This window comes from Acinetobacter sp. Q85-2 (assembly GCF_013420555.1).
In the GTDB taxonomy this organism is placed as follows: domain Bacteria; phylum Pseudomonadota; class Gammaproteobacteria; order Pseudomonadales; family Moraxellaceae; genus Acinetobacter; species Acinetobacter indicus.
The window spans coordinates 37,287-52,199 of record NZ_VOXW01000017.1; the positions used below are offsets into that span (position 1 = coordinate 37,287).

Sequence of the window (14,913 nt, forward strand, 5' to 3'; positions counted from 1 at the left end):
TCTTTCCAGATTACAACTCTACTCAACAGTTTGCATTGAAAAAATAAACTCGTCCGCCTATGGTGTGGAGAGCAAAAAACTCCTGAGAATCAAAAATGCGTCTATCAAAAATATTGCTTGCGACCCTTGCCCTCAGCTCATCCCTGACTTTTGCCCAAGGGATTGTGCTGAATGACCAGAACCTGCGTACCGACCTGAATTGGCTGAACCAGCAAGGGGTGATTCAGATTAGCACCTCCACCTGGCCCATGAGTGGCGATGAAATTCAGCATGCCCTGTCTCAGGCAAAAATCAGCACCCCTGTCCAGCAAAAAGTAGTGGATGCAGTCCTCACCCATTTAAATGCCGATAATCAGCTCTTGAAAGCTGCGCTATTTGCAGAAACTGATCATAAGTATCTGCCTCAAGCCTTTGGTGATCAGGAAAAATCACAATATCAGGCTGGTCTGGAACTGAATGCTGGCGGTAGCCAATGGGATGCCCGATTACGGGTGAATGCTGAAAAAGACCCACAGATTGATCATGATCAGGATGTGAATGTTGAAGGCTCTTATATTGCCGGGAAACTCTGGAATCAGTGGCTGATTGCCGGCCAGATTCCAACCTATTGGGGACCCGGTCATGAGGGGAGTCTGATTCGTGGCGATGCCAGCCGCCCAGTCTATGGCATTACGGCGCAGCGGGCAGAACAGACTGCTTTTAGCAGCAAATGGCTGTCCTGGATTGGGCCATGGCAATATCAGGCCTTTGCCGGTCAGCTGGACAATTATGATGCGGTTCCGGATGCCAAGCTGATTGGGCTGCGTGTTACTGCTCAACCGCTTCCCTATCTGGAACTGGGGGCTTCACGCGCCATTCAGTGGGGGGGTGAAGGACGTCCGGAAAGCTTGAGCTCACTCTGGGATGCGTTTGTTGGCAACAAAGACAATGGTGGCACAGGTGAACCAGATCCATCGAACCAGATTGCCGGTTTTGATGCCCGTTTAAACCTGCAACCTTTAGTGCAAATGCCACTGGGTGTCTATGCGCAATATGTCGGTGAAGATGAAGCCGGCGGCCTGCCCGCGAAAAAAATGTATCTGGCAGGGGTGGATTATTCATCCAGTTACCAGAATATGCCCTACCAGCTGTATAGCGAATGGGCTGATACCCGTACCAATGGCAAGGCACAAGGAATCTCCTATAATCACACCAATTATACGGATGGCTTCTATCAGCATGGTTATCCATTGGCCCATGCAATGGGCGGCGATGGTCAAATGGTCTCAATGGGTGGTGATATCCGTTTTGATCCTTTAAACCGTCTGCATGGCCGGGTGCTGTTTGCCAAACTGAATGGGTCGGGTCGAATCACCAATGCGGCTTTTCCTGAGCAAGATGAGCTAACAGCTTTAGATATCACCTGGACACATTACCTACGTCCGGATATTCCACTTAAACTGAATGGCTGGTTGGGGGATTCAGACCTGCACGGTAAAGATGGTGGAGCCTCTATCGGCATTGAATTCCCGCTGGAAAAAGGACTGTTTAGTTACTAAGGCAGTTAAATCTCGTTTTAAAGACTCAGATCAGCACTATTTCAATACGCTTTCTGAGTCTGCTGATCCCTGACCCGTCTAAAACCAGACGGGTAGTTTTTATCTTAAAATCGCCGGCAAGGGCCGCTCACGACCCGGCAGACTCAGTTCCAGTTTCATTTTTTGCAGCATCTGATAAGGCTGCTGCTGCACAAACATATTCACAAAACTGGTTGGAATCGAACCGGCTGGATCAGCATAACCATAGGTGGAGACCTTAACCCGGTTAGCGCCCAGTTTTTGAAAGGTCCAGTCGCCTTCATAATGGGTTAAACGTACATAGCTCGGGTTTAAGGGATAACCCTGACTGACCGCTTTGTTCTGAATATGAATCACGCCTTGGGCATCTTTAAACATTCTGCCTTTGACCACCAGATCGCGGTCTTTTAACGGAAAAGGAAAGTCCAGCACCATATACAGCAGGAACTCGCCTTTCTGGTCATCACGCGACAGTACCTTAACGCTGCCCATATACGGCACCCAGCTGATGGCATGCTCAACATCCAGAATCAGGCCAGCGGCTTTTTCAATCGAGACCGGAAAAGTGGTTTCGGCCTTGTACAAAAATACCGGGTTTTGCGGATGCTGATAGGTCCAGACCTTAATATTATTTTTATGAATATTGAGTTTGGCATTCTGCAAATTCTGGGCGGGTACACTCGCCGCCATGGCGAGCGCACCGGCCAATACAATCCATTTTTTCATTCCATTGTTCATCTTATTTTAGTTTTAGTGTTGTTATAACGGATTTTACAGCGGTTTTAAACTTGAATATCGTTAAAACCCAAGACATCTTTCATGTCATATTTACGCGCATCACGACCGACCACCCAAGCAGCAGCACGCACGGCGCCAGCAGCAAAGTTCATCCGGTTGGTGGCTTTGTGGGTAATTTCTACACGCTCTCCTTCACCAATAAACATGGCGGTGTGTTCACCGACAATATCGCCGCCACGAATGGTCTGGAAACCAATACTTTGACGCTCACGCGGACCGGTATGTCCTTCACGATGATAGACCGCATCTTTTTTCAGGTCACGGCCCAGGGTTTCTGCAATTGCTTCACCCATCATTAAAGCAGTACCTGATGGCGCATCGACTTTATGACGATGGTGCGCTTCAATCACTTCAATATCTACCGTATCGCCAAATACTTTAGAAGCAAGTTCTAAAAGCTTAATTGAAACATTCACACCCACTGAATAGTTGGCCGCATAGACCACCGGAGTTTGCGTTGCCGATTCATCCAGATAGGCTTTCTGTTCATCATTCATGCCGGTGGTGCCAATCACAATTGCCACACCTGCTTCACGACAGATTTTCAGATGGTTCACCGTGGCTGCCGGTGCAGTAAAGTCGATGACCACGTCACACTGCTTTACCACCTCTTCCAGGCTGCCGACCACTTTCACACCCAGGCTGCCAATGCCCGCAAGCTCGCCTGCATCTGCACCGATTAAGCTACTTTCCGGACGTTCCACCGCAGCTGCAAGTTGATAACCGGCCTGCTCAACGGCTTGAATAAGGATGCGTCCCATACGGCCACCGGCACCTAATACACCAATGCGTGGAGTTGCTGACATAACATATTCCTGATGTTGATTCGAAATTGTCCTTACTATATCAAAACTCCCTGCCCAGACTAAGCCGGCAGTCTAAAAAAGCCGAAAAAAACTAAGATGACTCAACCGTAACCCGAACACCCAGTAATTTAAAAATAGAAATTGAAAAGAAAGTTCTGATTTCTGGCGTTTTTTCACAAAAGTGCAAAATTGCTACAGCAGACTAGCCGTCACGAATGAATAGAATAGAGATTATAAGGAGATCAAGCATGCATTCGAAACAACTGGGGATGGCAGTGTGTATGGGGCTACTGATGAGCTCGGCTTGGGCAGAACCACCATTACAACCGGGTGATACCTTAGAAAGCCTGTCTCAAGTCCGCATTACCACCACTTTACAGCCAGCAGTATCGGCAGAAGAAGCAGCACAAGTGGCGTTAATTGATGCAATTGAAGAACAGCAAAGCGAACAGACCACTGAGATGGCTGTATCTCAGGAAGATGCGCTGGTGGCAGAAATTGACCCTGTGGAAGGGGTTTAATTTTTATTCGCCATAAAAAAGGGAGATGATGTTCATCTCCCTTTGTGTTTGAGCGCGCTGTTTAAACTGGCTTAGTCAAACAGGCGGTCAAAGAATGACTTTTTCTTTGGTGACGAATTGTTGTTATCGCCATCCAGCGTCGCTTGCAGTTCTTTCAGTAATTCACGCTGACGCGACGTCAGGTTCACTGGGGTTTCCACCACAATACGGCACAGCAGATCACCGACCATGCTGGTACGTACCGGTTTTACGCCTTTACCGCGCAGACGGAACAGTTTACCGGTTTGGGTGCCTTCCGGAATTTTCAGGCTCACCCGGCCATCCAGCGTCGGAATTTCAATTTCTTTACCCAGTGCGGCATCGGCAATTGAAACCGGCACATCCATATACAGATCGGCACCATCACGCTGGAAGATTTCATGCTCGCGCACCACCACTTCTACGTATAGGTCACCAGCCTGACCATCACGGATCGCTTCACCTTTACCGGTTAAACGTACCCGGTCGCCATTGTCGACACCGGCTGGAATGGTAACTTCCAGAGTTTGCTGACGGTCAGATACCCCTGAACCATGACATTTGTTACATGGGTTCTTGATGATTTTGCCCTGGCCACGACAGGTGCTACAGGTCTGCTGCACCGAGAAGAAACCTTGCTGCATACGTACCTGACCGGCACCATGACAGGTTTTACAGGTTTCAACATCATTCGGATTTTGCGAGCCTTTACCATCACAGGCATCACACGGTGCAGGTGCGGTAAAGCTGATGGTTTTTTTCACCCCTTTAACCGCTTCTTCCAGGGTCAGTTCCATCACATAGCGCAGGTCCGAACCACGGCGCGCACGTTGCTGACGGCCACCGCCCCCAAAGGCACCCCCAAAAATATCGCCGAACTGGCTAAAGATATCTTCGGCACTAAAGCCGCCGCCGAAGCCACCACCGCCCATGCCGCCTTCAAAGGCCTGATGGCCCATACGGTCGTACATGCTGCGTTTTTCGCTGTCCGACAGCACCTCATAAGCCTCTGAAGCTTCTTTAAATTTTTCTTCAGCTTCCGGGTTATCTGGGTTACGGTCCGGATGATATTTCATCGCCAACTTACGGTAGGCTTTTTTAATTTCATCATCACTAGCGGTTTTAGCAACACCCAAAACCTCATAATAATCACGTTTAGCCATGTCTGGCGATGCTCCTCACGGAATTTTATTTAAGACTCAACTGAGGTCTGAAATTGGGGTTTATCCCAGATTTACAAGGGCAGGCAGCGAAAAAAATTTAGGCCGCTTAAAACACCGCCTTGTTTTTCATGAATTTACTTAAGCCTTTGATCCAGGCATTGAGTAAATATAAGAAGGCAATGGCGCTAAACACCACACCGGCAATGGTGGTCGCAGTGACCCAGGTGGCATCATTCCAGGCATAGAAAAATAGCGGAATAAACCACAGGGCAGCAAATACCGCCAAAATGGAGTAGATCATGACATTGCGCATGACCCAGAGTGCTTGGGCCTGTAACCAGACTTCAGTCTGATCGACCATCACCACTTTACGGGCCAGCCAGTAGGCAAAAATGGCGCTAATTAAGGTAAACAGGGCGAAAAACATGAAGACGTAAGAAAGAGCAATCGAACGACGTAACTTGGCTAAGCTATCTTGCTGCATGTGTGCTTCAACCCCATTTACTGCATGTTTGGTTTTATAATATGCAGTAAATTTACCTATTGAAAATTGTAAAAACGAAGGTGCTACTATATTGAAATTTTCAAGCTTTCGCACCTTATATTGACACAAAATCAGGCCATATTCTGATTTTTTTTCACTTTAAACCACTGCGCATACAGGGCCGGCAAAAAGAATAAAGTGAGCAGGGTCGCAATAATCAATCCGCCCATGATGGCCACCGCCATCGGGCCAAAGAAAATACTGCGCGACAGTGGAATCATGGCCAGCACGGCGGCCAGTGCCGTCAGCACAATTGGACGGCAGCGGCGCACCGTGGCATTGATAATCGCATCCCACGGCGCTTCACCGGCCTGAATATCCTGCTCGATCTGGTCAATCAGAATCAGCGAGTTACGCATGATCATCCCCGACAGCGCAATGGTGCCGAGCATGGCCACAAAGCCAAAAGGTTTATTGAACAGTAGCAGGAACAGCACCACCCCAATAATGCCAAGCGGCGCGGTTAAAAACACGATACAGGCCCGTGACATGCTTTTAAGCTGCAGCATCAACAGGGTAAACACCACCGCCAAAAACAGCGGCATACCGGCATTGACTGAACTTTGCCCACGCGCCGATTCTTCCACCGTCCCGCCGACTTCCAGCAGGTAGCCGTTTGGCAACTGGCTGCGAATCTGCTGTAAGGGTTCGCTCAGCTCCCCCACCACTGTGGCTGGCTGTAAACCGCTGCTGATGTCAGCCCGTACGGTAATGGTCGGTAAACGGTTACGGTGCCAGATCAGGCCTTCTTCAAAACGGTATTCAATCTGGGCAATCTGGGCCAGCGGTACACTATTGCCCTGTGCGGTTGGCACTGCCAGGCTGCTGAGCGAACCAACATCGACCCGCTCGGCTGCATCACCGCGCAGGCGGATTTCAATCAGTTCACGTTTTTCCCGGTACTGGTCAATTGCGCTGCCCAGAATGGAACTGTTGAGGAAATTAGCTAGATCAACACTGCTGACGCCCATTTGCCGTGCCCGGTCCTGATCAATCTGCAAATGAATGACCTTGCTTGGCTCACCCCAGTCCAGATGCACATTGGTGGTGTTTGGATTGTCATCGACCTGAGCTGCGACCTGCTGCGCCCATTGCCGTACCTGAGCCAGATCTTCACCGGAGACCCTGAACTGGAGTGGATAGCCAACCGGCGGACCATTTTCCAGCAGCGACACCCGGGTACGCGCTTCCGGCAATAATTTACGAATCTGCTCATCCAGCGAACGGCGAATTTCATCCCGGTCTTCTAGCGATGAGGCCAGCACCACAAACTGGGCAAAACTGGTTTGCGGCAACTGCTGATCCAGCGGTAAATAAAAACGCGGCGAGCCAGTGCCGACATAGGCCACATAGTTATCAATCCCCTCCTGCTTGGCCAGGAACTGCTCGACCTTTTGTACTGCGGCTTCGGTGGCTGTTAACGAAGCGCCTTCTTCAAGTTTCAGATCGACCAGAATTTCGGCCCGGTTTGAGGGTGGGAAAAACTGCTGCGGTACCAGCTTGAACATCAAAATCGACAGCACAAAAATGCCTACCGTAGCGGCAATCACGGTTTTGCGGTAGGTCACACAGGTATCGACCCAGCGGCGAAAGCCCTGATAAAAACGGGTCTGATACGGATCATGCTGCTCTCCAGCATGATATACCACAGGTGCTGGAGCGGGGCCCAAAGGCGCTGATACCAGCTGGCCTGTTGTGGCTGCTGATTGAAATCGGGCAGCAGTTTATCACCCAGATACGGCACAAACAGCACCGCGGCAAACCAGGACACCACCAAGGCAATGGTCACCACCTGGAAGATGGAGCGGGTATATTCACCGGTACTAGACGCGGCCGTGGCAATCGGTAAAAAGCCGGCCGCGGTAATCAGGGTACCGGTCAGCATTGGAAAAGCGGTGGTTTTCCAGGTAAAACCAGCCGCCTGAAGCCGGCTATAACCCTGCTCCATTTTAATGGCCATCATCTCTACCGCAATAATGGCATCATCCACCAGCAGACCCAGCGCCAGAATCAGGGCACCGAGGGAAATCTTGTGCAAGCCGACATCAAACAGATTCATGCCGGCAAAGGTCATTGCCAGCACCAGCGGAATCGAAAAAGCCACCACCAGACCGGTACGAAAACCGAGCGAGAAAAAGCTGACCAGCAGCACGATAATCACCGCCTCGGCCAGTACCTTCATAAATTCATTAACACTGTGCTTGACCGCCACCGGCTGATCCGAGACTTTTTGCAGCTGCATGCCCAGTGGCAAGGTCTGTTGTAGCCGCTGGAATTCGCTGGCCAGATTTTCCCCCAGCGCCAGAATATCGCCGCCTTTACGCATGGACACGGCAATGCCAATCCCGTTTTCGCCCATAAAACGCATCCGCGGCTGGGCCGGATCGCTAAAACCGCGGTAAATCTCAGCAACATCACCCAGCTGAATGGTGGTGCCATTGACCAGTAGCGGCATCTGCTGCAAGGCTTCAACACTGTTTAGCTGGCCACTGACCCGGACCTGAATCCGGTCGGTTTCGGTTTCAAAAAAGCCGGCACTGGCCATGCTGTTCTGCTGCTGCAATGCCTGCTGAATGGCGGTAACCGGAATACCGAGCTGGGCCGCTTTAGTATTAGACAGTTCAATCCAGATTTTCTGGTCTTGCAGGCCAATCAGTTCGACCTTGCTGACATCCTTGACCCGCTGCAATTGTAGCTGCAGGCGGTCGGCATATTCTTTTAAGGTGGCATAGTCAAAATCTTCACCGGTCAGCACATAAATATTGCCGAAGGTATCGCCAAATTCATCGTTAAAAAACGGTCCCTGCACGCCTTGGGGCAGTTCATGCCGGATATCATTGATTTTCTTGCGTACCGTATACCAGATATCCGGAATTTGCCCGGAACGCAGCGAATCTTTGGCAATAAAGGTCACCATTGATTCTCCCGGACGTGAATAGGCCAGAATCCGCTCGTACTGCCCGGTGGTCATCAGCTCTTTTTCAATCCGGTCAGTGACCTGCAAGGAGACTTCTTTGGCGGTTGCGCCCGGCCAGTAGGTCTGCACCACCATCACCTTAAAGGTAAACGGCGGATCTTCACTCTGCGACAGCTTGGAATAGGAATACATGCCAATAATGCCGAGCAGCAGCATGAAATACAGAATCAGGCCCTTGTTTTTTAAGGCCCATTCCGACAGGTTAAAGTTTAGCGGTGCGCTCATGCTTAACCCCCTGCCTGAAGCTTGACGGCACGGTTTTCCCGGTCAATCGGATGAATTTTTTGCTGGTCGCGCAGCAGATGTACCCCACCCACCACCACATAGTCCGTTGGCTTCAGCCCGCTAAGTACCGGTACGCTGTCACGGCCATAAGCGCCCAGCTGCACATCTACTTTACGTAGTTGATGATTGGCACCCACCACCAGGACATAGGCCTGCTGGCCATTGGCCGAGACGCTGGACAGCGGTACGGTCAGCTGCTGCTGTGCATTGCCATTTAAAAACACCCGCGCACTTTGTCCCAGCTGGATGGCCGGATTGGCAGCACGCAGCGCCACCTTGACACTAAAAGTACGTGACTGGTCAGCTGCCGGTGAAATCTCCCGCACATAGGCTTCAAAGCGCTGATCCGGCTGTGACCATAAGGTGACCGTAGCCGGCTGACCGACTTTAATCTGGCTCATGGCCTGCTCCGGCACGCCAATCACCACTTCACGTTCACCGGAAATTGCCAGCTGATAGGCTGCCTGACCGGCTGCCACCACCTGCCCCACTTCAATATTGCGTGCGGTAATCACCCCGTTTTTATTGGCCACCAGCCGGTTATATACGGTCTGGTTCTGCGCCACCGCATAATTGGACTGCGCCTGTTTCAGCGCTGCCACAGCAGATTTGTACTGATTGTCGATGGCATCGTATTGCGAGCGGCTAACCGCATTCATTGGCAACAGCTGCTGAAAACGTTGCAATTCATCTTGGGCAATTTTGGCAGCCGACTGGGCACTGTCGAGCTGGGCGCGCGCTGCATTCAGCTGTAACTGGGCATCTTTAACATCTAAACGTGCCAGCACCTGCCCGACCTTGACCTGATCGCCAACATCGACATAGCGTTCCACCACCTGACCGCCCACCCGAAAGGCCAACGCGGTCTGCTGACGCGCCTGCACCTCACCAGCATAGCTTTTTTGTGCCTGATGACTGGAGGTGGGCTGGGCCACCATCACATAGGGAATATTCTGTTCAGTGCTGGCGCTGTCCTTGCTGCAACCGACCAGGGTGCTACACACCAGGATCAGGCTGAGAACTACCGTGTTAATCGTGCTCATGCGGTTGACTCTTATTTGTCAGATGTTTTTCAGGCAAAATAGCAATATATTAAAAATGATCAATTTTTAATTAATATACCGATGAGTACATTAATTGCAAGAAACAGCAAAACACAATGACTGTTTTTATTTTATTTAGGATATTTTCAGCAAATGAACGTCGGACGTCCCAAAGATCTCGAAAAACGCCAGCGCATTCTGGAATCGGCTAAATCCTTGTTTTTAAAACAGGGCTATCATGGTTCGAGCATGAATGAAATTGCCCGCGATGCCGGCGTGACCAAACTGACGGTCTATAATCATTTTCAGGACAAGGCCACCTTGTTTACCTGTGCCATTGAAGATACCTGTGAAGCCCTGATTATGGCGCGTCCGCCGCAGCTCAGTGCCGACAGCAATTTCCAGCAGGCGCTGGCGCAGCTGTGTGCGCTGTCCCTGGAAATTGTCTATTTACCCGAAGCCATCAAGCTGGAATATCTGCTGCTCGATTTGGCCTCACAGCAAAGTCCGCTGTTACAGCAGTTTTATCAGGCCTCGCATCAAAAGCTGAACCAAGTCTGGCAGCACTTTTTCCAGCAGGCCATTGATTTAGGTTTTATCCAGCAGATGCCGCTAGAACAGTTAATCCAGTTGATGTTGTCGTTGTTACTCGGTCAGCGCCATCATGAAATTTTGCTCGGCATCCGTCCGATTCCGGCCGCCGATGAACAGCAGCAGCTGATCCAGTCCAGTATCCAGCTGTTCCTGCAAGCCATCTCCGAGTGACTGGCTGCCTAAGCCTTGAACAAAACCGGCTTTTTTGCAGCGCTTCCGGATAAAAATTATCCGACTTTCGCCTGGTGCTGGCTTGGATTTTCACGAATTCCGGGTATAGTCAAAACAGGAACTCTGGAGAGGGAAAAAAATGATTCAACAAATTGCTGCTCCATTACGCGAAGATGTGCGTCTGCTGGGAAATTTACTGGGCGACACCCTGAAACAGCACGCCGGACAAGATTTGTTTAATCAGGTCGAACAGATTCGTGCGCTGGCCAAAGGCGCCCGTGATGGCCAAATTGAAGCAGAAAAACAACTCGAACAACTGCTGTCCAGTCTGGAAGATGAAGAAATTCTGCCGCTGACCCGTGCCTTTACCCACTTTTTAAATTTTGCCAATATTGCCGAGCAGTATCATGTGGTGCGTAGCCGCCGCCAGAGCGAATTTGATGACAGCGCACCCTCCCCGAATCCACTCGATCATCTGTTTCAGAAGTTCCAGCAGCATGATATTTCTGCCGAGACCTTGTTCCAGCAGATCTGCGAGCTGAATATTGAACTGGTCTTAACTGCGCATCCGACCGAAGTCAGCCGCCGCACCCTCATTCAGAAATATGATGGCATCAATGCCTGCCTGTCAGCCTTTGACCAGCAGAAACTGACCCCTCGTGAACGTCAGGCGGTGCTGGAAGAGCTGAAACAGCTGATCAGCTCGGCCTGGCAGACCGATGAAATTCGTCAGCATCGCCCGACCCCGATTGATGAAGCCAAATGGGGCTTTACTACCATTGAACAGACGCTGTGGAATGCAGTGCCCAAATTTATCCGGGAACTGGACAGCATGGTGCAGGCCCAGTGCGGCCAGCAACTGCCACTGGAAATTGCACCGCTACGTTTTGCCTCCTGGATGGGCGGTGACCGCGATGGCAACCCGAATGTGACCCATCAGGTGACTCAGGAAGTGCTGTGGCTCTCGCGCTGGAAAGCCGCCGATTTGTACCTGCGCGATATTGAAGATTTGCGCTGGGAACTGTCGATCCAGCAATGTAGTCCGGAGCTGCTGGCCGCCATTGGTACGCCGCATCCTGAACCGTATCGTGAATATTTGCGTGAGACGCGCCAGCGTTTAACCGCCACCCGTGACTGGCTGGCGCAAAAGCTGCAAGGACTGGATGCTGATGACAGCCAGGTAATTAAAAGCAAACAGGAACTGCTGACCCCGTTATTGTTATGTCACCGCTCATTAATGGCCTGCAACATGCCAGAAATTGCCAATGGCAAGCTGCTGGATTTCATTCGCCGGGTCAACTGTTTCGGAATTGAACTGCTCAAACTGGATATCCGTCAGGAATCTGGTCGTCATCGTCAGGCCATTTCGGCAATTACCGAATATCTCGGGCTGGGCAATTTTGAAACCTGGACCGAACAGGCACGGCAGAATTTCCTGCTACAGGAACTGCAAAGCAAACGCCCGCTATTGCCCAAATACCTGCAGGAACCGAAACAGAGCCTGATTGAACATCCGGATGTACAGGAAGTGTTTGCCACCATGCGGACCCTGGCCGAACAGCCATCGGAATCGCTAGGTGCCTATATTATTTCCATGGCCGAATATCCAAGTGATGTGCTGGCGGTGTTATTGCTGCAAAAAGAAGCCGGTATTCAAACGCCGCTACGCGTGGTGCCGCTGTTTGAAACCCTGAAAGATCTGGACGGCGCAGCCAATACCATGCACACCCTGTTTGGCATGCACTGGTACAAGCAGCATATTCAGGGCAAACATGAGGTGATGATTGGCTACTCCGACTCGGCCAAAGATGCCGGCTTTATGTCGGCTAACTGGGCCCAGTATCGTGCCCAGGAAGAACTGACCGCTGTGGCGCAGCAGCACGGGGTTCAGCTAACCCTGTTCCACGGTCGTGGTGGTTCTATCAGCCGTGGCGGCGCACCGACCCAGCAAGCCCTGTTCTCACAACCACCAGGTTCAATTTCTGGTGCGATTCGCGTTACCGAACAGGGCGAAATGATCCGCTTCAAGTTTGGTCTGGAAGAAATTGCCTTACAGAATCTGGAAATCTATACCGCCGCGACGCTGGAAGCGACCTTGCTGCCACCGCCGGTACCCAAACAGGAATGGCGCCAGTTAATGCACAGCATGACTGACCTGTCGGTGCAGGTCTATCGCCAGACTGTACGGGAAAATCCGCATTTTGTGAAATACCTGCGTACCGTGACCCCGGAACTGGAGCTGCAAATGCTGCCGCTTGGTTCACGTCCGGCCAAGCGTAAAGTCAGTGGCGGAATTGAATCGCTACGTGCCATTCCTTGGGTGTTTGCCTGGACCCAGATTCGTCTGATGCTACCGGCCTGGCTGGGTACTGGTGCTGCTATTAACCAGGTCATTGCCCAGGATCAGCAGGCACTGCTGGAAGAAATGCTGCACGAATGGCCCTATTTCCAGACCTTGGTGGACATGCTGGAGATGGTTCTGTCCAAGGCCGATGGGCATATTGCACTCTACTATGAGGCACATCTGACCGAAGATGAAGAACTGAAAGCCCTAGGGGCCGAGCTGCGTCAACGCCTGAAAGATGCAGTCCAGACCTTGCTGACACTGAAAGGTGAGTCACAGCTCCTCAGCAGCAATGATGTGCTGGATCAGTCGATGAAAGTACGTAAACCGTATTTACTGCCACTGCATCTGCTGCAGGCTGAACTGATGAAACGTCGTCGCCAGTATCTCAACAGCCAGCAGGCCGAGCATAGTCCGGTAGATCATGCCTTAATGGTCACCATTGCCGGTATTGCTGCCGGATTACGCAACACCGGCTAAGTCAAATTGGCAAAAACATACAGCACATGTTCTGCATGTGCTGTATTTTTAAGCAGTCATAAAGCTGTCATTTCTTTTTTTATGAATAAAATAATTATTATTTATACATTCCCTCCAGCCAAAGTCGATGAATTAATCTACTGATTTCATACTGTTTTTATATTGAAAAATTTTTACCCTGCGGTAAAAAATAAAGCAAAGTCATAGAATTAATTTGAACAAAAATTTTGTATCTCCGATTAAATCTTTTAAAAAACAGGAGTATGATTGGCACAATTTGTCTTTAGAGTGCTCAAAATATGTCCAATTGGTTTCCCAAATGGCGCCCGTATCAAGGCAGTATCGATGCACGTCCTGTAGGTACCAATGAGTATCTTCCACCTGCGCAAACTGTGGTTCTGGGGGTTCAGCACGCGTTTGCCATGTTTGGTGCGACGGTACTTGCGCCTTTCCTGATGGGCTTTGACCCGAACCTGGCCATTCTGATGTCCGGGATCTGTACCATCCTGTTCTTTATTATGACCGGTGGTCGCGTTCCTAGTTATTTAGGTTCCAGCTTTGCCTTTATTGGGGTGGTAATTGCTGCGACCGGTTATGCCGCATCCGGCACGGGCGGACCCAACCCGAATATTGCGGTGGCAGCCGGCGGGATTATTGCCTGCGGTATTTTATATGCCCTGCTCGGCTTTCTGGTCATGGCCACCGGTACGCGCTGGATTGAAAAATTAATGCCACCTGTGGTCACTGGTGCAGTGGTGATGATCATTGGTCTGAACCTGGCCCCAGTCACCGTCAAAGGTGTAGCCGGTAATCCATTTAATATGTGGATGGCGCTGGTGACTGTCCTATGTATGGGTTCAATTGCAGTATTTACCAAAGGACTGTTACAGCGCCTGTTGCTCCTGGTTGGTCTGCTGCTGGCCTATCTGGTTTACTTTATTGTCAGTAATGTCATGGGTTATGGCACGCCAATTAACTTTGCCCCAATCCAGCAGGCGGCATGGTTTGGCCTGCCAACCTTCCATGGTCCGGAATTTGAAGTCAATGCCATGCTGATCATTGCCCCGGTAGCGCTGATTCTGGTGGCAGAAAACCTCGGTCATATTAAAGCGGTGAGTGCCATGACCGGTGAAAACCTGGACCCGCACATTGGTAAAGCTTTTGTCGCCGATGGTGTAGCCACCACTTTAGCCGGTGGTGTCGGTGCGCCGGGCATGACCACCTATGGTGAAAATATCGGCGTGATGGCGGTAACGCGTGTCTACTCGACCATTATTTTTGCAGTTGCCGGTGTGTTTGCCATTTTCCTCGGTTTATCGCCTAAGTTTGGTGCCATTATTCATACCATTCCAAGCGCGATTTTAACCGGTGCCTCAATTGTGGTGTTTGGTCTGATTACCATTGCTGGAGCGAAAATCTGGATTGAAAACAAAGTCGACTTCTCGAAAAACAAAAACCTGATGGTGGCGGCAGTGACCATTATTTTAGGTACCGGTGACTTTGCCCTGCAATTCGGCAGCTTTAACCTGGGTGGTATTGGGACAGCGACCTTTGCTGCGCTGTTACTGAACCTGTTCTTTAGCCTGGGCGAAAAATCAGAAAAAGTATAACTG

10 protein-coding genes and 1 pseudogene are annotated in these 14,913 nt (G+C 50.6%); 5 read left to right on the forward strand and 6 right to left on the reverse strand.

The window, feature by feature from the left end:
* Positions 1-95: 95 nt before the first annotated feature.
* Positions 96-1,538: a capsule assembly Wzi family protein gene (locus FTT68_RS10325; protein ID WP_180175339.1), complete on the forward strand. Its 1,443-nt coding sequence runs from the start codon at positions 96-98 to the stop codon at positions 1,536-1,538.
* Between the two features lie 99 nt (positions 1,539-1,637).
* Here the strand turns inward: FTT68_RS10325 and FTT68_RS10330 are convergent, their stop codons facing one another.
* Both FTT68_RS10330 and dapB read right to left on the reverse strand, forming a co-directional pair.
* Positions 1,638-2,282, reverse strand: coding sequence for an START domain-containing protein (locus FTT68_RS10330; protein WP_016658891.1), 645 nt, complete (start codon positions 2,280-2,282; stop codon positions 1,638-1,640).
* Between the two features lie 56 nt (positions 2,283-2,338).
* On the reverse strand, positions 2,339-3,160 hold the full coding sequence (dapB, locus tag FTT68_RS10335) for a 4-hydroxy-tetrahydrodipicolinate reductase (RefSeq protein ID WP_016658892.1): 822 nt from the start codon (positions 3,158-3,160) through the stop codon (positions 2,339-2,341).
* Between the two features lie 248 nt (positions 3,161-3,408).
* On the opposite strand from dapB, the gene FTT68_RS10340 reads away from it, so the two are divergent.
* A complete protein-coding gene (locus tag FTT68_RS10340) occupies positions 3,409-3,681 on the forward strand; it encodes a hypothetical protein (RefSeq protein WP_180103658.1) in 273 nt (90 codons plus the stop codon).
* Between the two features lie 71 nt (positions 3,682-3,752).
* On the opposite strand, the gene dnaJ is transcribed toward FTT68_RS10340, so the two are convergent.
* The 4 genes and pseudogenes from dnaJ to FTT68_RS10360 all read right to left on the reverse strand — a co-directional run bounded on the left by dnaJ (position 3,753) and on the right by FTT68_RS10360 (position 9,711).
* Complete coding sequence (gene dnaJ / locus FTT68_RS10345) at positions 3,753-4,862, reverse strand: molecular chaperone DnaJ (protein WP_104472330.1); 1,110 nt, start codon at positions 4,860-4,862, stop codon at positions 3,753-3,755.
* A gap of 106 nt (positions 4,863-4,968) precedes the next feature.
* The gene (locus FTT68_RS10350) at positions 4,969-5,346 is read right to left on the reverse strand and encodes a hypothetical protein (protein ID WP_005181203.1); all 378 of its coding nucleotides are present in this window, start codon (positions 5,344-5,346) and stop codon (positions 4,969-4,971) included.
* A 131-nt stretch (positions 5,347-5,477) separates the two neighbouring features.
* Positions 5,478-8,608: pseudogene (locus tag FTT68_RS10355) on the reverse strand (efflux RND transporter permease subunit).
* A gap of 2 nt (positions 8,609-8,610) precedes the next feature.
* A complete protein-coding gene (locus FTT68_RS10360) occupies positions 8,611-9,711 on the reverse strand; it encodes an efflux RND transporter periplasmic adaptor subunit (protein WP_075167670.1) in 1,101 nt (366 codons plus the stop codon).
* A gap of 153 nt (positions 9,712-9,864) precedes the next feature.
* Here FTT68_RS10360 and FTT68_RS10365 point away from each other — a divergent pair, with 153 nt between their 5' ends.
* The 3 genes from FTT68_RS10365 to FTT68_RS10375 all read left to right on the forward strand — a co-directional run bounded on the left by FTT68_RS10365 (position 9,865) and on the right by FTT68_RS10375 (position 14,910).
* On the forward strand, positions 9,865-10,476 hold the full coding sequence (locus FTT68_RS10365) for a TetR/AcrR family transcriptional regulator (RefSeq protein ID WP_104473566.1): 612 nt from the start codon (positions 9,865-9,867) through the stop codon (positions 10,474-10,476).
* A gap of 139 nt (positions 10,477-10,615) precedes the next feature.
* The gene (ppc, locus tag FTT68_RS10370; RefSeq protein ID WP_180175340.1) at positions 10,616-13,300 is read left to right on the forward strand and encodes a phosphoenolpyruvate carboxylase; all 2,685 of its coding nucleotides are present in this window, start codon (positions 10,616-10,618) and stop codon (positions 13,298-13,300) included.
* Positions 13,301-13,599: 299 nt separating this feature from the next.
* On the forward strand, positions 13,600-14,910 hold the full coding sequence (locus FTT68_RS10375; RefSeq protein WP_005181189.1) for a solute carrier family 23 protein: 1,311 nt from the start codon (positions 13,600-13,602) through the stop codon (positions 14,908-14,910).
* Positions 14,911-14,913: the final 3 nt, after the last annotated feature.